The organism is Pedobacter cryophilus (assembly GCF_005116455.1).
GTDB classification, from domain to species: Bacteria; Bacteroidota; Bacteroidia; order Sphingobacteriales; family Sphingobacteriaceae; genus Pseudopedobacter; species Pseudopedobacter cryophilum.
In genome coordinates this window covers 234,935-258,424 of sequence record NZ_SWBP01000004.1, presented here as the reverse complement: position 1 = coordinate 258,424, position 23,490 = coordinate 234,935, and the positions used below count along the sequence as shown (strand labels likewise).

The window sequence follows — 23,490 nt, the reverse complement described above, 5'->3', positions numbered from 1 at the left end:
AATTATGTTTAAAGGGTAACATTTAAACCAAGATTATAGATCCTAGAGGTAGGGTAAACCGACTGTCTGGAGAAGTTTGTAAATGAAGTATTTACATTTTCTGGATCTACATAGAATTTAAATTTTGTCCATGTATATAAATTTTGTCCGCTTAGTGCTACTCTTAATGAATTCAACTTTAATGATTTCACCCATTTTTGAGGCAAGTTCCAAGCTAACTCTGCATTTCTAACTTTTAAATAAGCCGCGTTTTGTAGCGTAAAATCGTTTAAGCGATAGTTTCCACTTGATACTGTTCTTGAGTGTAGCGCTGGCCATGTTGCAGTTGCAGCAGTTTCTGGCGTCCATCTTTCTAATTGGAATTCATACATTTGAGCTCCGTTATTATTCTCGGCCAAAATATAATCAGAGCTAACATTAGCTACCCCTTGGAATAAAACAGATAAGCTTATTCCTTTCCAAGATAAAGTTGGTGCAACGCTGTAAGTGTATTCTGGAGTTCTAGAAAAACCTATTGGAGAGGTATCATCTACAGTAATTACTCCGTCGCCATCAATATCTTTATACTTTAAATCGCCCGGAATTCTTACGCCTGGAATGGTAGTAGGAAGATAAGCATCAATATCTGCTTGTGAAGTGTAAAAACCTAAAGATGTTAAGCCGTAAAATTGACCTACCCTATTACCGGCTTGTAATTTGTTAGCTGGAGTGCTGATGGGTTCATCTCTGCTAATGATTTTGTTTCTGGCAAAAGATATTTGGGTGTTTAAGCTGTAATTAAAAGCTCCAACTCTATTTCTGTAATTTAATTCGGCTTCGTAGCCTTTGTTATATACTTCACCTATGTTTAATGCAGGGTAAGTGAGGCCGTATATTACCTGACCCGAATTTTTCTGTGTTAAAATTCCCGATCTGGTTTCATCAAATAGATCTACAATAAATTCTAATGAATTTTTAAAGAATCTACTTTCAAAACCAATGTTTCTTTTGGTACCCGTTTCCCAGGTTACTAATTGGTTACCTTCACTATTACCTGTAACCACTACAATAGGAGAACTTACGCTTGAATTTGGAAGACCAAAAACAGCGCCCCCATTTTGCACATTATAATCTGATAAGAATAAGAAACGATTAGCGTTAGTTAAACCATCATTACCCACCTGACCATAAGAACCTCTTATTTTAAGGTTATCTATCCAAGTAACATCTTTCAGAAAATTTTCTCTTGAAATATTCCAACCTCCAGATACCGCTGGAAAAAAACCATATTGATACCCCGGAGCAAAAGCTTCTGAACCATTATAAGCGGCGTTAAATTCAACAAAATACTTCTCGTTAAAATTATAAGTACTTCTACTCACAATACCTTCTACCGCTCTTGGAGCCGCATTAAGCCCTGTACCCTCTTGTTGATTTAATTGCCTGGTAGCTAATAAAACTCCAGAAAAATTATGTTTTCCAAAACTTCTGGCATAGTTAAAGCCCAGTTGTAGATTAGAACTGATATTACCACTACTGGTAGATATAAAACCCCCTAAAGGCTCATTTATATTTCTAGCACCAGGATCTAAAGTTACTACTCCTGTTGTTCTATCTTGAATATAAGCTGCCCAATTGGCGTTTCTTCTCATATTGCTGGTGAAATAAGAATCGTAACCAAAAATGCCTTTAAATGATAAGCCTTTTGTAATGCCATCTAATTTATAATTCACATTAAAATTACTTTCAATGGTGTTGGCATCGTCATTTCTGGTTCCCCAGCGAGTTAATACGGCTAAAGGATTCCAAATATTAGTTCCTACATCTGGATTTTGAGCAATTCTGCCATCAGCTAAAGTAATAGGAAAGGCGAAAGATGGAGTTTGTAAAATCCTTGAAATCATTCCCTCTACGTTATCATAAGCGAATGCATTTCCGCCTAAACCAGACGGCTGATAGCGTTTACCTAAACGCCCACCTAAACGAACACTTACTTGTAAATTTTTAGTAAGGTTTAAATCTAAATTAGAACGAAAATTATATCTGGTATAAGATGGAGTAGTTCTAATACCATAAGGAGAATCAAGTTCTTTAAAAATACCATCTTCAAATAAATAACCTACAGATGTAAAGTATTTAATAAGTTTAGTTCCCCCACTTACATTCACATTATGTTGTGTTTGCAAATAGCTTTTACGAGTAACTTCTTCAAACCAGTTTACATCTGGGTAGCCATAAGGATCAGACCCATCTTTAAATTTTTGTAACTCGTCTGCTCTCCATGTTTCTGCTCTGCCATCATTTCTGTTGGCCTCATTTATTAAAAAAGCATTGTCATAGGCACTCAAAGCTTTTGGGATGCCTGTATAAGTTTGCATACTGGTGTTTCCGCTGTAGCTGATTTTTGGTTTACCTTCTTTACCAGAACGTGTAGTAACTATAATTACCCCATTTGCACCTTTAATACCGAAAATTGCGGTAGAAGAAGCATCTTTTAATACAGAAACAGATTCTATTTCATTTGGATCTATGTCTCCAAAGCTAGAACGCTCTATCCCATCTACAATAACAATGGCTGCCGTATTACCGTAAGTTGCAGCTCCACGAATACTAATGGTTGCAGCATTATTTCCTGGTTGACCGCCACTTTGAACAGCTGTAAGACCAGTTACTCTACCTACTAAACTATTGGTTACATTAGAAGTTGGAGATTTAAGAATTTCTTTAGTATTTACTGTAGCAATTGCGCCGGTAAGTGTAGATTTTTTTTGCTCACCGTAACCTACTACAATTACTTCGGTAAGGCTATTGGTTGACTCTAACATTACAACAGCAAGGGTGCTGTTTGCACCAACTGTTCTTTCTAGTGGATCAAAACCTAAATACCTAAAAACTAATATAGCTTGTGAATTGGGTACTTTGATGCTAAACGCACCAGACTCGTTGGTGATAGTACCTGTTGTTGTGTTTTTGAGCAACACACTTACACCAGGTAAGGTTACACCTGCTTGATCTTTTACTGTTCCGGTAATTACTGTTTGTTGTGAAAATGCTTGAGAGCTCATCAAACATAAAAATGCGAGGAACGCATTTTTGAAGCAATTACTGAAAAGATTTCGCACAAAAAATTTCTTTTCGTAAGGTTTTTTCATTTTAATCGGTTTGGTTAATTATTAATTGGTTAGTTATCTATTGGATGATAACGATACAAATATGAACACAAGATGAGAAAAAGGGGTGTCTATGCGTACTCAAATAAGGGTCTAAATGTGCTTAGTACAACCAAGAAGCCTTTTTTGAAAACATTTAGAGAATCTTAAGAAAAAAATAAGACCAATAGTTTTAAGATTTTAAACTTGCTGTGAGTTTTGAATATACTCTGACGGGGAAACTTCAAACTGCTTTTTAAATTCTTTACTAAAGTGTTTCCTATCATTAAAACCTACCATATAGGCTACTTCGGCTACTGGGAATGTAGCCGTTTTAAATAATTCGGCAGCTTTTTTTAAACGCATTTGCTTTATTAAATCGGCTACAGAATAATTGGTTAATGCCTGAACTTTTTTATATAAAACGGTACGGCTCATCCCAATTTCATTAACCAGCTCATTTACGTCAAATTCAGGATCACCCATTTTATCTTCAATAATTTGCATGAGCTTATTAATGAATTTTTCTTCGGGAGAAGTAATGGTTATTTTAGTTGGCTCTAAAGTAATTTGCTGACTAAACTTTTCTCGCATTACCTCTTTTGCCCTTAATAGATTTTTAATGTTGAGCGTTAATACCTGGGGACTAAATGGCTTTGATATGTAAGCATCTGCTCCGCTTGATAATCCATCAACCTGGTAGGCTGTTGAAGCTCTGGCGGTAAGCAATATCATAGGAATATGATTGGTGCTTTCGTTATTTTTTACCTGATTACACAATTCTATCCCATCCATTACGGGCATCATTATATCACTAATTATTAAATCTGGAATCTCGTTCTTCATGTATTCCATCGCCTCTAAACCATTAGAAAAATCTACCACATGGTATTCGTCGGTTAAAATATCGATAATCAATTTTCTTACCTCTTCATTATCCTCGGCAAGTAACAATTGATATTTTTTTTCTTTAACAAGGTGATGATTATCCTCATCTAATAATGTAGGTTGTTTATTAAGTATGGGTGTGCTTTTAAAATCTTCTGTAAACACCGTTTCAGAAACAATTTCAGATTCCTTTAAATGATTTTTACCTGTTTGCAGGGATATGGTAAAAGTGGTTAAATTTTGCTGAGAAGCATGACTGGTTACTTTTATTGCTCCCTTGTGCAATTCTACAATACTTTTAGAAAGGGCCAACCCTATTCCACTGCCTATATTTTGCCTTCCACCATCGTCTACCTGAAAAAAGCTTTCAAATAATTTATCCTGAATATCTTCTGGAATGCCTTTTCCATTATCTATCACTTTAATATCTAACCAATTTTTATTATCTGTTTTTGGAGATATACTTAGCGTAATTTTTCCATCAACATCAGTAAATTTAAACGCATTAGATAAAAGGTTTAAAACCACTTTTTCTAATTGGTTTCTATCAAAATAAATAAAAATTGGATGTTGCGGCGCTTCAAATTGGTAGGTTATATTTTTATCAATAGCTAGCCCGGTAAATGATTCAAATATTTCTTTACAAAAAGGAACAATATCTTGGTAAGCACAATGAATTTTCATGTGCCCTTCTTCTGCCTTTCTAAAATCTAACAGCTCAGTCACTAATTTCATTAATCTATCTGCATTATTTTTTATCAGATCTAACTGCTTAGCAATAACGCTTTGGTTGTTAACGGCTAATATTTTTTCTAAAGGAGCTAAAATAAGGGTTAAAGGAGTTCTAATTTCATGCGATATATTGGTGAAGAAATTAAGCTTCATTTGATAAAGCTCTTCTTGTTTCTCGTTTTGCAAATGCTCTAAATATAAATCTCTTTTAAGCCTTGCTCTGTTTCTTAAAAAATTAATGACCACCGTAGCAGCTACAATAAGAAGTATGATATATAAACTATAAGCCCACCAAGTGCGCCACCAAGGAGGTAAAACAATAATTTTTAAGGTGTTAATATAGTCACTCCAAACACCATCATTATTGGCGGCCTTTATTTTAAAATAATAAGTTCCTGGCGCTAAATTAGGAAAGTTCACAAATCTTTGCTTACCTGTATTTTGCCATTCATCACTGTTTGGCAATCCTTCTAATTTATAGGCATACTGACTATTTTCTGGATTAATAAAATTTAAAGCCGAGTATTTAAAACTTAAGTTAGCTTGATCATAACTTAACTTTATTTGTTTGACCTCTCCCTCTGATTTTGAATAGGAAGAATGAACACTATCTATTAAAACTTCCTTATTATTAATTAATATTTGTGTGAATGCTACTTTTGGGGCTAGCTTATTTTTAATAATTCGCTCTGGATAAAAAATTGATAAGCCATTAATTCCTCCAAAAATAATTTCATTTGTTTTTAGTCTAATGCCTGCATTATTAGAAAACTGATTACTTATTAAACCATCATTTGCAGAATAACCTGTAATTTCTAAATCTTGCTTGGTAAAAGGAGTCTTAAAGTTTTTAAATTTTAACTTGTAAAGACCAAAATCTGTACTTATCCAAATATTTTCAGAATTATCTTCTACAATAGAGTGAATAACATCATCACCTAAGCCTAAATTTTTACTGATGGCAAAAAAACGTTTAGTCTTTTTATCAAAATAATTTAGTCCGCCACCCTCAGTACCTACCCATAATCTGCTTTTAGAATCTATAAAAAGCGTAGTAATATTGTTGTTATTGATCTGAAACTTTGTGTCTTTAACCTTTTTATATAGGGCGGTAAACTTTTGTGTTTTTTGATCAAAATAGTTTAAACCATTTTGGGTACCTACCCACAAATTTCCATCAACATCTTTTGCTAAAGATTGAATAAAGTTATCACTTATAAAATTTGGGTCTCGGGCATTTAAAAATGAGAAATAACCATTTGGAACAAATGAGGAAGAAGCAGCAAATTGGCTGGCTATTTCTTTATCTACGGTTACGTAATTTTTAATCTGTAATTCGGGTTTTTTCCGATATAAAAACTTACTGGTACCATCGGGCAACACATATCTTAAGCCGCCGCCGTTTGTACCTATCCAAGCGCCGTTTTCATCTGCAATAATTGCATTGATGAGGTTTTCACTTAGTTTGCCATCTTTAACTGGAAAATTAAAATGCTTAAATGTTTTTGCCGCTTTATTAAATAAACTTAGTCCGTCTAAAGAACCAATCCATAAATTCCCTTTTCCATCATCGGCAAAAGTTTTGATATCATTTCTTAATTGGTGGCTATTTTCTGAAACAAGAGAATAATATTCAGTAGTTTTTTTTGCCCTGTTAATATAATTTAATCCACCACCAAAAGTACCTACCCATAAAGAACCATCTTTATCTTCACTAACCGCATCAACCAATAAATGATTTAAAGCCATTTTATTGCCAATGCTTTCTCCTATGTTCTGAAAATTAGAGTTCCCCTGATAATAAAAATTAATCCCTCCGGCAAAAGTCCCTATCCAAACGCATGATGCTTTATCTTTCATAAAACTCCAAATGGCATCGTCATTTAGGCTATTAATGTTTAAGGGATTGTGTCTGTAGTTTGAAAATTTATTGGTTTTAGTGTTAAGAATACTTAAGCCATTTCTGGTAGCAAACCAAAATGTTTGATCATCATATATCAAAATATCTTTTACCCAGTTAGATGCTAATGAATAAGCGTCTTTATCTGAAGCAACATACTTGGTAAGTATATTTCCATTTTTTTGATAAGCAAAAACACCTGATGTTTCTGTACCAAACCAAATGGCGCCTTGCTTATCTTGCTTTGCCACTAATACCTTGGCATTGGCCACCTCAATATCGCTTCTTAGAACCAGAGGAATGGAAACCAATTTATTTTTTTGTGGATCAAATATTTGCAAACCAAATCTTGTACCTACCCAAATGTGTTGATCTTTATCTATAAATAAAGAAAAAATAGGTTTGGTGGTTAAACCATTAGTTTGGTTGGGACTAACAATATCTTCTATTCTTTTAGTTTTCTTATTGATTTTTTTTAAGCCGCCATAGGTGCCCACCCAAATATTTTTTTGGGCATCTTCAATAATAGAAGAAATGTAATTTCTACCGCCCTTTATGTCTAAAATATCAATGGGGGTAAAGGTTTCTTGCTCTCTGTTGTAGAGATTCACTCCGTTTGCAGTACCTATCCAAAGGTTTTTTTCGCTATCCTGAAAAATTACGTTTACTCTGTTACTACTTAAACTTTTTCTATTGTTCTCATCAAAAATAAAAGTCTTAAACTCGTAACCGTCATAGCGGGTTAAACCTTTTAAATTACCAAACCAAATAAAACCCTTATCATCTTGCAAAAAATTAGATATAGGACTTTGAACCAAACCTTCCTTGTAGGAGATATGCTTAAAATTGATTTCCTGCTGGCTATCTTGAGCGGCAATTTCTTTTGTCACAAAAAACAAAAGCACCATCAATACACACTTGAGTTTAGGCTTGTTCAATTTAGTGGTTCAATTTGGTTTAAGGATTGAAAATTACAATTATATATCAACTATGTGGAATATAATTTGACAAATTGTTCGAGTTAAAAATAAAGCTTTCAGGTTTATCTTCCAACAAAATCAAAAAAAAATCTCATTAAAATAAGTGTCTAAGCAACATATTATCAGCTTAATTAGGTCAAAAAAACCAATTAACCAGCTTTAACAAACTCTTTGTTATTGTTGATGAGAATCAACAGTGGAGTTAACAAAGGTCATCTATGTTTAAGTTTCTGTACTTCATTTTTGTATTACAGAAACTAAAATAATGAGAAAGCTAAACTTTTTACTTTATCTTATATTGGTGGTAATATCTACCCTATTAACGGTGTATTCTGGTATTTAAATCAATGAAAAAGCCAAATTTGCTACCATAATTTATTTATTGAGTTACGGGAGCCACACCTTGAGTAGTTTGCACAATTTTTTGAATAGTTCCATCTGGGTTATAATACATATAATCTACACAGATAGATCTCCTATAACTGCCACCTTGTGGTAAGGAACCATTGTGATAAAAGAAATAACTCTTTCCTTTGAAATCAACTATTCCAGGGTGTGTGGTAAAACTATTAGGTACATTTTCTTGAATGATGCCTTGGTAATTCCACGGACCAGTAGGACTTGTAGAAGTGCAATATTCTATCATTTCTGGCTTTGTGCCCGCACTTGCATAAACTAAATAATACAATCCATTTCTTTTATAAGCCCAAGGACCTTCAATAAAATTCTTCGGATTTATAACTGTGATAGGTCCATCAGTTTCAATCATGTTCTTTTTTAACTTAACATATTTACAGCTACCATTACCCCAATACATGTAAGGTGTGCCATCGTCATCCATAAAAACGGTTGGATCAATATCATCCCAAGCATGTTTTTTATCAATGGTCATCTCGTTAATAATTAAGGCTTTACCAATAGCATCTTTAAAAGGACCAGTTGGACTATCAGAAACCGCTACGCCAATAGCAGCACCACCTTTACTTACACTATCACTCTTATGAAAAGTGGAAACAAACCAATAAAATTTACCATTGCTTTCTATACACTGAGCTGCATAAGCATCACCCGTTGCCCAAGAGAATGTTTTAGGCGACAAAAGCGCTCCATGATCTTTCCACGTAACCATATCTTTTGAAGAGAACACATGCCAATCAGGCATTTTATAATTGGTATCATCTACTGAGGCTGTATCATGCCCGGTGTATAAATAAACCGTATTATTATATACAATTGGAGACGGATCTGCAGTGTAGATATGTGAAATAATTGGGTTTTGTGAAAACAAATTAGTGGCAACAAATACCAGTAATAGTGTTGCTAAGTAATGCTTTGTTATTCTCTTCATAAAAATGATATTTATTTAATTTTTGATTTAATGCCTCGACCCTTTGTAGTTCAAAACTTTTTTAATTGATATGTTTTGTGTTTTATTATGTTTAGATGAATCAATAAGTGTCACGTCAAACGTCCTGTTTTTTTTGCCCATTGAATGATCCTTGAGTAGCTCCAATTTCCAATTCTTGTTTTTTATCATTCCAAATAAAGGAAATTAATTACTGCAGAATTAAAGTCTAAAAAATTGTTTGCTAACTGAGATTTCAAACCAGTAAAACTTAATGATCGTTTTTAAAAGGATGACCCAACAATGAAAGCATTTTCTCTGCATACCTATTTCCAAGCATTCTATATCCCTCTGCATTAAAATGCAAATTATCTGGCCCATCTGGACAACCAGCAGAGGATATAATATAAGAATTTGGTATAGTTTGCGGAAGTGTAGCAATGATATTATTCATGTTGGCGCAAATACCGCCCTGATCTTTATTTACAGTTTCTCCAGCCAAAAGAGGAACTTTTTTGCCCTTTAAATGAAGATCTTTCAATAAATTCTGATATACCACATTTACCTTTTTTGGCCATAAAACATCGCCTTTATTAGATTCTCCTTGATGAAGCAAAATCCCTTTGATTACACCATCCTTTTGGGCGATTTTTGCCATCTCAACCAATCTTTTGTAAGGGTTACCATCATATTGTTTGATAAATGCCTGCATCCAATCAGGAGCTGTGGATACATAAGATTCATAATGATCCTTATCAAATAATTCTATTTTACAGCCACCAACAGCTACGTTAATAACTCCTACTCTTACATCTTTTGGGAGGTTGGCAACCAACGTTCGTCCAAAATAATCTACCGGAGTTAAACCTGTATTACATCGACTTAAAGGGGGAAATGCAGTGTACCAATTTCCCATTTTTCGGTTTAAATCAGGGCAATTTAAAGCTTCTAATACTTTAAAGCGAGGATCAACATGAAGGGTATCTTGAGGTTGAATTTTTGCATTTCCCTCCATATTTGACTGTCCAAAACAAAGAAAAATGTAAAACTTTTTATCCTGTGCAAATCCTTTTAATTGGATAAAAAGAAATAAAATAGTGGCTATGAATGTGAATTTTAGTTTCATTATTTAAAATGGTTTTTATTTATTTATTTAACTAGGTCGAGAACATATTTAATTAGTAAAAGTCATCCAATCTATTTCAACTGAAGTATTTTTTAAGTTTGAAACCGTTAGATTTTTAATCCCTTCAATTTTTGAAATTCCTAACAAAGGCACCTCTACAATAACCCAATCATGTCCTGATACTACTTTCGCATTTATGTATTCCGTCTTAATCTGATCACTAATTTTAATCTGAATATCTCCTCCATTAATTGATCTAAGCCTCATTTTCAAATGCTTTAATTTGCCATCACCAAAATCAATATTGTTGTATTTTGCCCAAGCCTTATCATGATCTAAAATCAATTTCCAACCATCAAACTTGTTTAGTGTATCAACAAATGCAATAGAAGCTCCTTTAGAACTAATCTCACTGTAACGGTCAATCTGAATTTTTTGATTAGCCATTGTTATTCCTACACCTCTTAAGGTTGGCGTTACTTTTTGGATGGTTCCATCGGCATTAAAAGACAAACTATCTGCCCTTATGGAGCGGGCTTTATCAAATTCGGGAGATAAATCATTTGCATGATAAAAAAGATACCATTGCTTTTTAAAGGGCAAAATAGAATGATGATTTGTCCAACAGCCCGGCGTTTCGTCCATAATTACCCCAGTCATTTTAAATGGACCTAGAGGATTATCGGCAATGGCATATTCCAGTCTTTCAGTTTTATTTTCTACATGAGGATAAGTCAGGTAATAAATACCGTTCCGTTCAAACAAATAAGGTCCTTCTTTTAAACCCTTTGTGGGCAATTCTTGTAGGATAACAGGTTTTGAAGCCAGTTCGAGCATATTATCTTTTAATTTGGCCGCATAAATATTTCCCTGCGACCAATAGATGTAAGCCTGTCCATCTTTATCTATAAAAACATTCGGATCAATCCCGTTTACCCCTTCGATAGGTTTTTGCTGAGGAATAAAAGGTCCTGTAGGTTGATCGGCAACAGCCACACCAATTTTAAAACCTCTTCCTAGCGTAGTATCTTTTGGCGTAGAGGGGAAATAGAAATAATATTTTCCATTGCGTTCTACACAATCGGGCGCCCACATGCTATAACTATCAGGTTTTACCCAAGGCACCTTGTTTTGAGTGACAATTACGCCATGATCTTTCCAATCTGTTAGGTTAGCAGAGGAAAAAACATGGTAATCTTCCATACAAAACCACCCCATACGACCACGAACTTTGTTAGCCAAAATATCATGAGACGGATAGATGTAAATACTATCGCCGAAAACTCGGGCAGATGGATCTGCTGTAAATTGGTTGGTAATTAGTGGATTTTGGGCCGATGCTACCGATAAAGCAAACAAGCTGAGGATACTCAGTAAAAACCTTTTGACTTTAAAAATTTTCATTTCAAATTTTGTATTGACGGTAAAAACTTATATAAGATGCTTAAGAATCTTGTTTGACAATGATTCTGCGATAACTATTTAGGTAAGGCGAAATCTCATCTAAAAAGAAGCGGTGCAAAATTGTATAAGTTATTTCTCCAAACTGGCCAAGTGTGTCCGCCAGCGTATTCTGAGTATTTATAATTGATATTTAAAGTCTTTAATTTACCAAGCATAATTTGGCAGTTATTATAAGCTATGTCTTCCTTTCCGCCCATTGAAATCCAAAATTGCTTCAAATTTGTATTGATTTTTTGGGTATTGTTTTTCATAAACTCATATTGAACATTAGCGACTTCATCTTGCCTTTGAGATACCCAGCCTGAGCTAAATACACCTAAATAATTAAACATATCGGTGTTTTTAACACCTGTATAAAGTGTGTGCATTCCACCCATAGATAGTCCGGCTAAAGCTCTACTGTTAGCATCTGTTTTTACTCTAAAATCCTTTTCAATCATGGGTAAAATCACCTCTTTCAATTCAGACTCAAACATTTTTAAACCAGATTCATTAAATGCAGAACCGCCAATATTAGCATCAGGCATCACCACCAACATAGGCGAAGCTTTTTTCTCGGCAATTAAATTATCGAGAATAATATCCGTTTTACCTTGCTTTGCCCAACCAGTTTGATCTTCACCTCCGCCATGTAAAATATATAAAACAGGATATTTCTCATTCAAATTACTCTCATAACCTGGAGGTGTGTAAACGTAAACTTCACGCCAGCTTCTAGTAATTTTTGAGTAGTATTTTTTAATACGAGTTTCGCCATGAGGCACATTTTTTAGTGCATAATAACCCCCACCCGCAAACGGAATTTCAATTCCACTTGCCATCCTGCCCATTCCGTAAAAAGTATCACTTGAAGGATCAACCAAAGGAACGCCGTCTATCAAAATAGAATAATAATGAAAACCTTCGCCAACAGAATCAGTAGTGGCCATCCAATTGCCATCTTCACCTTTTACCATATCGTACTTTTTCACTAAATCAACTTGCACTTGCTTTGCATTTGGAGCTTTTACAGAAAAAATCACTCGGTTATCAGGTAAAATTTGTGGGTATTTTGAATTTCTAATATTGGTGGCAGCTGGCGCACCAGCTACTGTATATTTAGAAAAAGTTGATTGATCAACAGGTTTAAATATCAACTGAGAAAATAGGTACAAACTGTTTTTCCAGATGGTAAAATCATGATAGCCAGGTTCAACAAAGTAAATATGAGGCACTTCTTTTTTTGAAAGATAATCATGCGTTCTTTTACTCACATTAACAAGTCCGTCACTTGCTCCGCAAGAAATGAATAGTAATTTCAACTTTTCTTTTGCTATTGCAGGTTGAGGAACCAATATTTCAGGACTTTTAGTATTTGGAGCTGATGAAAATCCACCAACCCAAGCAAATTTATCAAGGTTGCCTAATCCAAAATTTAAAGACTGTCCGCCACCCATTGATAATCCTGCGATCGCTCGGTTTTGTTGATCTTTGAAAACAGGATAATTTTTCTCTATATAAGGAATCAAATCATTCAATAAATCCCCTTCAAAATTCGCAAATGCTTCTACTCTATCCTTCGCCATGATGTTGCCAATTGCTCTGTCATCTTTCATGGCTCTACCATTTGGCATGACCACAATCATGGGTTCAATCTTATTCTCAGCATAAAGGTTATCCAAAATCACTTGAGGGTTACCACCGTTTAACCATTCTTTATGGTCTCCGCCAATGCCATGTAGTAAATATAAAACTGGATATTTTTTGCTTTTTGAATAACCCGGAGGCGTATAAATTGCAGCCTTTCTGATAGTCCCAACGGTTTTTGAGGAATAATTGATGGTGTCTATTTTACCACGTTGAATATTTGGTTTTTCAACATCAAAGCCCGCAGAAGGAGATTTAACTTGCGCATTGGCTTGATTGATAAAAATAAAAGCGACAATTAAATACTTTATTTGGTTCAGAAAATTCTTCATGATTTATGGAGTAGAATTGAAATTATTTAGTTGAAGGATGAATAATTTGGTATTTGCCACTTAGGTGCATTAAACTAAAAAGATACATTAAGCCATCATAATAAGGATCAAAATAACCATCCTCATAAGGTTCTAATTTGGCATTCCATATTTCTTTTAAAAATTTGGAGTCTTTATCTTTCTGAATTAGTTCTGTAGTGGCAACGGTAGAAACTAAACCAATAGAATGACGTAACTTTTTCACGGGCCCAGCTTGTAAAATAAAATTGGGTTTTGAACCATCTAGTTCAAACTGGTCATCATAATTATCTAACCCTTTAGAAACAAAGAAATTTTGAATTTTTGAGGCATAAGATTCTTGCCATTTTTTATCAGCTCCAAACCAAGTATAATCCATGGCAATGTTCATCGGCACTCGCCAAGAATCGTATCTAAAAGCAGCGGGCATCCAACTTGTTGAATGTGGTGCTCCACTAAACTCGGCATAATCAGGATTTAAACCTGTAATAGGATGCGTAGTTCTTTTTAAGAAAGCTCGGGAAGTATCTGCACAATCTTTATAAAATTGTTCGTGACCGTCTTTGGCATACATCACCCAAACCTCATAAAAAGCTGGTAAATGGTATGATGGATCTGTCCATTTATAGTTATTTCCCTCGGGTACAAAAGTGATTTGCTTTGCGTCTGTATTGATTAAATTATAAATATTTCCAGTTCCATCTTTTTGCCACATGGCATCTAAAATGTTTCTTGCTTCTGCGTAGTAATTGATTCCTGTATTATTTCCCCACTTATTAGATGCAAAAAGTAAGCTAGTGATGTAATACAATTCTCCGTCTGATGCTGAACCCTCTGAGTTTTTTTTCATGGTTGCGGTATTGATACTCCAAGCAAAATATCCTCTTCTCGGACCTTCTTGATGTTGCAAATATTTTTTAGACCATCTCCAAATTCGGTCAAAAATTTCCTTTTTATCTAATTGTACGGCAACCATCATCCCATAAGAAAGTCCTTCTGTTCTGGCATCCTTATTTTTAATATCAGATACGTAAGCCATTGAATCGCCTACTTCAAAATAGATTTTATCAGGTCCTTCAAATAAATCTTTATAAGCCTTTTCTACTTTTTTATTGATGTCTTTTTTACTGTAACCTGCCTCACGAAACAAGTTTTGATAGTTGGCAGTAGTTGAAGCCCCGTCTTTATTTTTTTTATTGGATTGAGCAATTACAGCAGAAGAAATAGTGACTAAACACGCAGAAATGATTATAAGTTTAAGACAGAATTTAACTTTTTGGGGATGTGTCATTGATTTGAAATAAGTTTAAAAATGGATCTTAAAATGCTAGTAGTTTTAAATTCCGAATGATTTTCATAAATAACCATCATCAAACCATTTGACGAAGTCATGATGACCTAAAAAATCAAAAGAATTAAAATTAAAGTCGATTTATTAATTGATTGTCAAAAGTATCCTATAACCAAATTTTAACATGCACAATTGTGCATGATCATATATCAAATGTTTAACAACCTATTTAAGATTTAAAAATTGATTGGAAACCGATAGTTTAAATTAAAACGGACGGTATATTAGGGTAAATAATAAATAAAGAAGTCCCAAAAATTAGATTATTCTTGGGTTGCGAATTTCTGTTTTTTTTGAATTGATGGAGTACAACTCAAACACCAAAAGGGTAAGTCCCTGGCATTTGCTGCGTATCTGCCTTAGTATTTAACGGATGCAAAGCTTTAGTTTTATCTAAATATATAAATGCATCATATCTGGATGGTAAAATAGAGGGAACGTAATTTCCACGATGTTCAAATTCTGGATGATAAACCACACCAATAGCCCGGTGACCAATATAATTTTTCATCATCGCATCATTATTCTTAAAATTAGCCATAATTAGTAATTTATTTTTGGCTCCGGCCTGATGCAAAAAATATTCCCAGCTTCCTTTTGTTGCTGCCGGAACTGGCATTGTTTTCATAGGTGCGCCCCAGCCATTTCCTGCCATTACACTTCCTTCATAAGAACCAAAGCCAACCAATACCACTCCTTTATTTTGATGCTGAAACCTAGCCAATTGACCTATGTTATACATCCCATCTGTTTGCATATTGGTAGCCCTAGCATCGCCAATATGCGTATTATGTTCCCATACAATTGCTTTAGAATTTTCTCCATAAAAAGTTAATAATCTATCTAAAGTACTTGCCATGTGCTGATCTCTTACATTCCAACTATTTGCACCTCCTGCAAGCATGGCCTCATAATACTTTTCGGCATTTACGGCAACCAGTGCATTTTGCTCAGCACTAAAAACATTCTCAAAATCTGAATCGTAAAGAGGCATTCTCCTTCTCACTTCTTTAAGCAGGTTAACCACCTCATTTTGACAAAGTTTAGGAACAAAATTTAATGCTTCGGCATAAGAACGGCCTTCGTCTTTTCTATAAGGCTCAAAACAACGAAAAGCATCTTCGGCTAAATGATAAGCCGCAGGATCTGTCTTTTCCAGATATTGCATAATGCTTTCCATACTTTCCCATAAACTATAAACATCTAAGCCATAAATTCCTGTTTTTTTATGTGCCGATAAGCCTTTATTATGCTGCTTTAACCACTCGGCTAAAGCCACTACTTCCCAATTAGCCCACATCCAAGTTGGCCACCTGTTAAAATCTTTTAATACTTCCACAGCGTCTTTATCATCACTTTCATAACCTTTTACATATCTATTAAGGCGGTAACAATCTGGCCAATCTCCTTCTACGGCAATAAAATTAAATCCTTTTTCTTCTATTAATTTTTTAGAAATATGAGCCCGCCAAGTATAATATTCATGAGTTCCATGACTTGCTTCGCCGAGCATCACTATTCGGGCATCACCAATACGGTCAAATAATGGTTTTAAATCTTTTATATTATTTAAAGGATGAGCATGTTTTTGAATGGTATTTACTACCTCTTTTTCATTTAAAATGGATGGTTTTGTGAGTAGCATAATCTAATTTTTAAGGTTAAATTAATAAGCCCTAAAAGCTTTACGATTTAGTTTTTTTAGATTTTTAGCAAACAATATGAGCCAAATTTCTAATGGTAAAAGAGCTATTAAGGAAGAAAACAAACCCACTTTACCTATTATAGCTATAGGCGGTATAACCATAAATAAACCGGTTATTAAGCCTGCATAAGCATTTGCTTTAGTAAATATTTTGTTCTTTAACATGGCAAAACTAAAAACCAATAAAGAAATGGCACTTAATGAATAATAAATGGTAAATGATGTGCCGTTATAGGTTTCTATTAAAGCCAAGCCTGCGGCTCTTAAAATCATTCGCTGTTCTGATGTAGTTGCTGCCGCAAATTGCTTGCTTAGCGATAACATTTCTAAAGATGTGTTTGAAGCAAAAAATGAAGCTATCCCTAAAAGCCCCAATACCAAAGCCACGGTAATCATAGATTCATTGATGTTTTTTAATAAAAAATAAAGTGCCAAATAGATAAATGTGATCAACAGCATATCAAAAATCATTAAAAAATCATATTCTAACAGGCCAACAAAAGCATTCTCATTAAAAAGCCTAAAAAACCCCTCTACAGAACTTGGCGGAGGGTAAACCAAAAAAACCAGTACTTGAACAGGAATCATTATTGCCATAATAATAGCGGCTATAACGGCCATTTTAAAAAGATTATTCCATCTAGATATCTCTAATATTTCATCAACTTCTTGAGCCAATTTATCGTCATCTAAGAGGGTAATTTTCATTGCTAGCAAATAAAAATGAGGTGCTTAATTATTCTTTATGGTTTGATGGTCACGTTGATTCTGATGCCCTAAAAATAAATTCAGCATCCTATTTTGAAATTTATTAAAGTAAGGGCATTTAAAAATTTGAGATGGTGATGATTATCAAGCTTAACGCTGATTATCATCATTTCCACAACCTAGCTAGCCAGTTAGTTTTGTTATCCTAAAGCAAAACTTATCATGAAAAAACAACGCATTATTAGAGTCTACAATTCAATCTATTATCCATTTAAACCTTTAAAATTAAGCTGATGGATCAATTAAATTATCATAAAGAAGTAAGTATCCCAGTAGAGGATCTTAGGTTAAAAGGCGAATTATTTATTCCCCAAAACGCAATAGCAATTATCATTTTTTCGCATGGTAGCGGCAGTAGTAGGCTAAGTAAACGCAACCAAATGGTGGCCAAACACCTGCAAGAAAAGGGTTTTGGAACTTTATTGTTTGATTTGCTTACCGCAGATGAGGATAAGAATATTCAAAATAGGTTTGCCATTGATTTGCTTGCCGAAAGGCTAATTGTCGCAACATTATGGTTAGAGAGAATTCCGGCTGCAAAGGATATTTGCATAGGCTTTTTTGGCGCAAGTACAGGTGCTGCATCAGCTTTAAAGGCGGCTGCAAAATTACCTCAAATTTGTGCAGTAGTATCAAGAGGTGGCCGCCCAGATTTAGCCTTACAAGATTTACCTTTTGTACAAGTGCCTACACTATTTATAGTAGGCAGTTTAGACCATCAGGTATTACAATTAAACCAAAAGGCTTACCAACAATTAACCTGCATTAAGAAACTGGAAATAGTAGAAGGTGCTACCCATTTATTTGAAGAACCCGGAAAATTAGAAGTGGTATCTGACTTTGCTGTGGATTGGTTTAAAAGCTACATCCCTGTAATTCACGAGTAAAGATTAAGGAAAATTAAGCTTAACGTTATGTTTAAAAATAGAATAGAAGCTGGTTTATTTTTAGCCGCAAAACTTAAAAAATATAAAAATGACCCCAGTGTTATTTTAGCTGTACCAAGGGGCGGAGTGCCTGTGGCTTATACCGTTGCAAAGGAATTAGACTTCCCTATGGAAATTATACTGACCAAAAAAATAGGACATCCCTTAAATAAGGAATACGCTATTGGTGCAGCAAGTTTAACCAATTATTTTGTTCTCCCTCATAAAGATGTAACCGACGAGTATATCCAATCTGAATTAAAACGTATTCGTATCAGATTAAAAGAGATGAAACAAAAATTTATGGGTGATAAAGAACCCGAAAACTTGATGGGTAAAACTGTAATTATTGTGGATGATGGAATGGCTACCGGCAATACCATTTTAAATTCTGTAAATGTGATTCGCAAAAGTAACCCTAAAAAAATTGTTGTTGCAGTACCTGTAGCCTCACCTGATGCCATCAAAAAATTATCAATAGAGGTAGATGAAGTAATTACTGTTTTTGCACCTGCTACATTTTATGGTGTAGGTGCCTTTTATGATAATTTTATGGAGGTAAATGATGATGAGGTGCTTTTTTATCTTGATAAAATGCATAAGCTAAGTCCAACAAATTAACGCTGATATTTTATACCTATTTAGATTAAAAACTATGAAAACCGACGAACAAATTCAACAAGATGTAATTGATGAATTACTATGGGAACCACAATTAAATACTTCTGAAATTGGTGTAACTGTTAAAAAAGGTATTGTTACGCTATCAGGAAAAGTGGATTCTTACTTTAAAAAAATAAAAGCAGAAAAAGCCGCTAAAAAAGTAGCCGGTGTAAAAGCTGTTGCCGAGGATATAGAAGTAGGCATTTCATCTACTTTCAGCAAATCTGATACTGAAATTGCTGAAGCCGTATTAAAAGCTTTAAAATGGCATACCGCGGTAAAAGAAGAGAAAATTAAAATTAAAGTAGAAAATGGCATTGTGAAGCTAGAGGGAGAAGTAGAATGGGAATACCAAAAAAGTAACGCAAAAATTGCCATTCAAAATTTAAGAGGCGTAAAATCAGTAATTAATTCAATTATTGTAAAGCCTAAGGTTAGTCCTCACCAGTTAGAACAAAAAATTAGTGCTGCTTTTCACAGAAGCGCCACTATTGATGCCCGAAAAATTACTGCCGAAGTTGATGGAAGCAAAGTAATTTTAAGAGGAAAAGTAAGATCGTTTGCTGAAAATGATGATGCCGAAGATGCGGCTTGGGCTGCGCCAGGCGTATTGTCAGTAGTTAATGAATTGGAGATTGAAGAACCTGAGTATGCCTATGAAAGCTAATTTTAGAATTAGCATTATTTTCAGATCTCAAACCCAGAAAATTCGCTCCAAAGCCGCTTTAAGTCTTAATGATTTGAAGCGGCTTTTTAGCTTTACAGCTTAAGCAAAAAAACTTAACGATTTTAAGAAATTGTTTTCTTTTAATAAGAGCAAGAAAACGGAACCGAATACTATAACGCTATCTGCTTTTTAATCCTAATATCTGCCGAAGAACTGCCTATTAATATTTCAAAACTACCGGGTTCTAAAACCCAATTATTTTTACTTTCATCAAAATATTGAAAAGCTTCTTTTGGTAAAGTTAAGGTGATGATTTTTGACTCGTTAGGGTTTAAAAACACTTTTTCAAAAGCTTTTAATTCTTTTTCGGGCCTTTTTACTGCCGACTGCATGTCTTTCACATAAGACTGAACCACCTCTGCACCAGCTTTAGCACCTGTATTTGTCAATTTAACCTTTACAATTACACCTCCTTTTGATTTTTTTAATTCTAATTGATCATAAGAAAATGAGGTGTAAGACAAGCCATGGCCAAAAGCAAATTGTGGTTCAATTTTATAAGTATCGTTGTATCTGTAACCAACAAAAATATCTTCTTTATACTCCACTACGCCATTTACACCATGAAAATCACCTAATTTGTGAGCAGGAGAATCTTCCAATTTTTTTGGGAATGTAATGGGTAATTTACCAGATGGATTTACCTCACCAAATATAATTTTCGCCAAAGCATTTCCACCTTCCATTCCCGAGTACCACCCTTGAATAATAGCTGGAGTTTGCGCTACCCATTTTGTCATATCTACTGGCCCACCTCCAATTAAAACAACAATAGTTTTAGGATTAGCTTTTAAAACTGCTTTTATCAATTCGTCTTGCTCAAAAGGCATGGTTAAATTTGGTTTATCAACTGCTTCGGCATCAAAAGCATTATCATTCCATTTGCTGTAATCATAGCCGTGTGTCCAACCGCAATAAACAATAGCTACATCAGCTTTTTTAGCTGCATTAACCGCTTCTTCAATTAACTGAGCATCTGCATTTTGGTTTCTTTGTATTCTATATCCTCTGGCATAAGTGATTTCAGTACTTGTTCCTAATAAATTTTTAAGCCCCTGTAAAGGCGTAATTTCATATTTAGCTTTTACCTGAGAGCTGCCGCCTCCCATTGCATTTTCTTGGGTAGCATTTTCGCCAATTACTGCAATACTTTTAATAGAAGTTTTATTTAATGGCAGCATTTGTTGCTGATTTTTTAGTAAAACAATGCCTTCTTCGGCAACTTGTAAAGCTACTTTTTGGTGCTGTGGCGAATTATATAAACCTAGTTTTCTATTAGCTTTTATCATGTTGGTTTTAAACATGATTCTTAAAATTCTTCTTACTTTTTCATCAATAATAGATTCTGAGATTGAACCCTCTTTCACCATTGCTAAAGCTGGATCAGCAAAGAAAAACTGATCATATAGGCTTTGCTTAATAGTTTTTCCTGATGCATCAGACTGAGAAACATTATTATTCATCAGCTTTAAATCGGTTCCCATTTCTAAATCTGTACCATAAAGTAAGCCATCTTTGGTGTTGTGAACCGAGCCCCAATCACTCAGCAAAACACCTTTAAAACCCCATTCTCCTTTTAAAATTTTATTCACCAAATACTCATTATGTGTAGCAAACTGACCTCTAAACTTATTGTACGAGCCCATCACTACATCTACATCAGCGGTTTTAACAGCGGCTTTAAAAGCAGGCAAATAAATTTCTCTTAGAGCTCTTTCACTCATTTTTACATCAACCGTATTTCTATCAGCTTCCTCATTATTGGCGGCATAATGCTTTACACAGGCCGAAACACCCTGAGCCTGCACTCCTTTAATGTAGCCTACCGCCATTTGAGAAGTTAAAAAGGGGTCTTCACTTAGGTATTCAAAATTTCTACCATTTAAAGGCGAACGAATGATATTTACACCCGGACCTAAAATCACATCTTTACCTCTATATCTGGCTTCTCTGCCTAAAACCGCTCCGTAATCGTACCCTAATTTGGCATTCCAAGTAGCGGCTAAATTTATCCCGGTAGGTAAATATGTTCCGGCATCATCAACTCCTTTATCTAAAACCCAATCTCGGCCATGCTCTGGTCTCACTCCATGCGGACCATCAGACATGACCAATTCTGGAATGCCCAATCTGGCCACTCCGCCTGATGTGAAAGAGGAATTTCCATGTATCATTCCAACTTTTTCTTCTAAAGTCATTTGCTTTAACAGCTTTGTAATTTGCTTTTCAACTTTTTGATTAGTTTTTTGTTGCGCTGCTGCAAATTGAGTAATGGTGAGTAAAATAAGAACCGATATACTGCTTAAAATATGCTTCTTCATTTATGATTTGTTGTTTTGTTGTTTTGAATTTGAAATCAATTATAAAGACTTCAAAAAAGTTAAACTGATAGGAACTTGTAAGTTTATTTCTTTGCTTTTATCCTCAAAATAAAAATGTTTTATACCCAATTTTGTGGCGGCATCAATTCTTATTTGTAACAATTTAATTTATTTGGGATAAGCGTATTTTTTATGGTTTAAGCCCCTCCTATATTCTTATTGCAAACAATAAAGTCTTAATTAAACTGCTATTTAAAATTGGTTTTTTGTCTAAGCCGTTTTAGAAATTAGACTCTACAAATATGATTTACTATTTGCGATTGTTGGGGGTGCAGACATCCTTAGTGTGGGGTTAAAATGTTCGTTTAAAGATTCTGTGAATAAAAATGAGCCTATACCTATAGTTTAGACCTCTGAAAATGTATTTTCAATTTATTGTTTTTAAACTGGCAAATGATGGATACGAGTTGCTTTTTTTGAAAATTTAATAAACAAAAAAAGGGAAAGTTTTTAACGCTTTCCCTTTTGCACCCATCACAGGGTTTATATCCAACAATAAAACATCTTTTAAAGCTAGTAAAGCCTATTGTCATTGACTTAAAGTCTAAAGGCATTTTAAAAGAAGAAATGTAAATGTCGCCCTGTTTTTAAGCTTTTAGATTCAAAAATGGTTGAATCGTTCTATTTTAATAAGCAATTAACTTACTTTCTTTTATAAATTCTTACATAATCTACATCCATACTGGTACCATCTATTGCATCAGTAATTGGACCGCCTCCCCAAGTAATAATGGCCGAGCTTAAGTAGACTCTTGCTGGTACCTGAGCTACAATATTTTTATCTCTTCTAATTACCTTCCCATCAAAATACCAAATAAACTCATCTTCTGTCCATTCAAGTGCGTAAGTATGAAAGTCGTCACTTAAATTCGCCCCTTTTACCACATAGTTAACATGTGGTTTTTTTAACCCACGTTTGTACCAATCGTGTATTGTCATACTAATGGTATCAGGATAATGACCTTCATTAATATCTAATTCAAATCCTTTATCGCCTGGTTGTAAATCGGCTTTTGAGGTAATTAACCAAAAAGCATTGTTTAAACCTGTTGTGTTGCCGTATTTAAACCTGCATTCATAATACCCGTATTTAAAAGGTTGTTTGGTCCACATATTTACCGATGTCCACTCTGCTCCTGCCCTACTTTCTTTTTTATTCATCATTTTTAAAATTCCATTGCCTTCTACAGCATTATCTCGCCATCTACTATATACTTTTAATGCACTAGGTTTATTTGTAGGGCCGTTTTGAAAAATCCACTTTTTTTCTAGCTTTTTATTAGTGCCATTAAACTCATCTTTAAAAATTAATTTCCATTTTTTATCACTAGGCGGCTGTGCAAATCCTTTATTTGCTGTTAATATTATTAGTGCCATCACTATGTAAATGCTTCTTCTCATTTTATCTTAAATTTAATTGTACTTGAAAA

14 protein-coding genes are annotated in these 23,490 nt (G+C 34.3%); 3 read left to right on the top strand and 11 right to left on the bottom strand.

What is annotated here, in order from left to right; translation table 11 throughout:
• Nucleotides 1–8: 8 nt before the first annotated feature.
• The 9 genes from FA046_RS12595 to FA046_RS12555 form a co-directional block, all read right to left on the bottom strand.
• Entirely contained in the window at nt 9–3,044 is a 3,036-nt protein-coding gene (locus FA046_RS12595) for a SusC/RagA family TonB-linked outer membrane protein (RefSeq protein ID WP_169303367.1), read from the bottom strand.
• 285 nt (nt 3,045–3,329) lie between these two features.
• Nucleotides 3,330–7,556: a hybrid sensor histidine kinase/response regulator transcription factor gene (locus FA046_RS12590; RefSeq protein ID WP_136826873.1), complete on the bottom strand. Its 4,227-nt coding sequence runs from the start codon at nt 7,554–7,556 to the stop codon at nt 3,330–3,332.
• A gap of 451 nt (nt 7,557–8,007) precedes the next feature.
• Nucleotides 8,008–8,976: a glycoside hydrolase family 43 protein gene (locus FA046_RS12585; RefSeq protein ID WP_136826872.1), complete on the bottom strand. Its 969-nt coding sequence runs from the start codon at nt 8,974–8,976 to the stop codon at nt 8,008–8,010.
• A gap of 268 nt (nt 8,977–9,244) precedes the next feature.
• Nucleotides 9,245–10,099, bottom strand: coding sequence for a sialate O-acetylesterase (locus FA046_RS12580; protein ID WP_136826871.1), 855 nt, complete (start codon nt 10,097–10,099; stop codon nt 9,245–9,247).
• Nucleotides 10,100–10,147: 48 nt separating this feature from the next.
• Nucleotides 10,148–11,503, bottom strand: a complete 1,356-nt coding sequence (locus tag FA046_RS12575) for a family 43 glycosylhydrolase (protein ID WP_136826870.1) — start codon at nt 11,501–11,503, stop codon at nt 10,148–10,150.
• 95 nt (nt 11,504–11,598) lie between these two features.
• Complete coding sequence (locus FA046_RS12570; RefSeq protein WP_136826869.1) at nt 11,599–13,521, bottom strand: alpha/beta hydrolase-fold protein; 1,923 nt, start codon at nt 13,519–13,521, stop codon at nt 11,599–11,601.
• 22 nt (nt 13,522–13,543) lie between these two features.
• Nucleotides 13,544–14,830, bottom strand: coding sequence for a glycosyl hydrolase family 8 (locus FA046_RS12565; protein ID WP_136826868.1), 1,287 nt, complete (start codon nt 14,828–14,830; stop codon nt 13,544–13,546).
• A 373-nt stretch (nt 14,831–15,203) separates the two neighbouring features.
• On the bottom strand, nt 15,204–16,535 hold the full coding sequence (locus FA046_RS12560) for an erythromycin esterase family protein (protein WP_136826867.1): 1,332 nt from the start codon (nt 16,533–16,535) through the stop codon (nt 15,204–15,206).
• A gap of 21 nt (nt 16,536–16,556) precedes the next feature.
• Nucleotides 16,557–17,303, bottom strand: a complete 747-nt coding sequence (locus FA046_RS12555; protein ID WP_136826866.1) for a hypothetical protein — start codon at nt 17,301–17,303, stop codon at nt 16,557–16,559.
• A gap of 293 nt (nt 17,304–17,596) precedes the next feature.
• Between FA046_RS12555 and FA046_RS12550 the strand changes: the two genes are divergently transcribed.
• Genes FA046_RS12550 through FA046_RS12540 form a run of 3 tightly spaced genes read left to right on the top strand, consistent with a single transcriptional unit; the run spans nt 17,597 to nt 19,619 of the window.
• Entirely contained in the window at nt 17,597–18,250 is a 654-nt protein-coding gene (locus FA046_RS12550; protein WP_136826865.1) for a dienelactone hydrolase family protein, read from the top strand.
• Nucleotides 18,251–18,277: 27 nt separating this feature from the next.
• Nucleotides 18,278–18,910: a phosphoribosyltransferase gene (locus FA046_RS12545; protein ID WP_136826864.1), complete on the top strand. Its 633-nt coding sequence runs from the start codon at nt 18,278–18,280 to the stop codon at nt 18,908–18,910.
• A 34-nt stretch (nt 18,911–18,944) separates the two neighbouring features.
• On the top strand, nt 18,945–19,619 hold the full coding sequence (locus FA046_RS12540) for a BON domain-containing protein (RefSeq protein WP_136826863.1): 675 nt from the start codon (nt 18,945–18,947) through the stop codon (nt 19,617–19,619).
• Between the two features lie 170 nt (nt 19,620–19,789).
• Here the strand turns inward: FA046_RS12540 and FA046_RS12535 are convergent, their stop codons facing one another.
• Both FA046_RS12535 and FA046_RS12530 read right to left on the bottom strand, forming a co-directional pair.
• On the bottom strand, nt 19,790–22,000 hold the full coding sequence (locus FA046_RS12535; RefSeq protein ID WP_136826862.1) for a glycoside hydrolase family 3 C-terminal domain-containing protein: 2,211 nt from the start codon (nt 21,998–22,000) through the stop codon (nt 19,790–19,792).
• A gap of 702 nt (nt 22,001–22,702) precedes the next feature.
• Nucleotides 22,703–23,461 (bottom strand): glycoside hydrolase family 16 protein, encoded by a 759-nt coding sequence (locus FA046_RS12530; protein WP_136826861.1) that lies wholly within the window; start codon nt 23,459–23,461, stop codon nt 22,703–22,705.
• Nucleotides 23,462–23,490 lie beyond the last annotated feature (29 nt).

What these genes read in the sequence shown, in the direction of transcription:
- FA046_RS12560 (WP_136826867.1), bottom strand. Translation starts at nt 16,535, where the DNA reads ATGCTACTCACAAAACCATCCATTTTAAATGAAAAAGAGGTAGTAAAT.
- FA046_RS12535 (WP_136826862.1), bottom strand. Translation starts at nt 22,000, where the DNA reads ATGAAGAAGCATATTTTAAGCAGTATATCGGTTCTTATTTTACTCACC.
- FA046_RS12565 (WP_136826868.1), bottom strand. Translation starts at nt 14,830, where the DNA reads ATGACACATCCCCAAAAAGTTAAATTCTGTCTTAAACTTATAATCATT.
- FA046_RS12550 (WP_136826865.1), top strand. Translation starts at nt 17,597, where the DNA reads ATGGATCAATTAAATTATCATAAAGAAGTAAGTATCCCAGTAGAGGAT.
- FA046_RS12570 (WP_136826869.1), bottom strand. Translation starts at nt 13,521, where the DNA reads ATGAAGAATTTTCTGAACCAAATAAAGTATTTAATTGTCGCTTTTATT.
- FA046_RS12585 (WP_136826872.1), bottom strand. Translation starts at nt 8,976, where the DNA reads ATGAAGAGAATAACAAAGCATTACTTAGCAACACTATTACTGGTATTT.
- FA046_RS12540 (WP_136826863.1), top strand. Translation starts at nt 18,945, where the DNA reads ATGAAAACCGACGAACAAATTCAACAAGATGTAATTGATGAATTACTA.
- FA046_RS12530 (WP_136826861.1), bottom strand. Translation starts at nt 23,461, where the DNA reads ATGAGAAGAAGCATTTACATAGTGATGGCACTAATAATATTAACAGCA.
- FA046_RS12555 (WP_136826866.1), bottom strand. Translation starts at nt 17,303, where the DNA reads ATGAAAATTACCCTCTTAGATGACGATAAATTGGCTCAAGAAGTTGAT.
- FA046_RS12580 (WP_136826871.1), bottom strand. Translation starts at nt 10,099, where the DNA reads ATGAAACTAAAATTCACATTCATAGCCACTATTTTATTTCTTTTTATC.
- FA046_RS12590 (WP_136826873.1), bottom strand. Translation starts at nt 7,556, where the DNA reads ATGGTGCTTTTGTTTTTTGTGACAAAAGAAATTGCCGCTCAAGATAGC.
- FA046_RS12575 (WP_136826870.1), bottom strand. Translation starts at nt 11,503, where the DNA reads ATGAAAATTTTTAAAGTCAAAAGGTTTTTACTGAGTATCCTCAGCTTG.
- FA046_RS12545 (WP_136826864.1), top strand. Translation starts at nt 18,278, where the DNA reads ATGTTTAAAAATAGAATAGAAGCTGGTTTATTTTTAGCCGCAAAACTT.
- FA046_RS12595 (WP_169303367.1), bottom strand. Translation starts at nt 3,044, where the DNA reads ATGAGCTCTCAAGCATTTTCACAACAAACAGTAATTACCGGAACAGTA.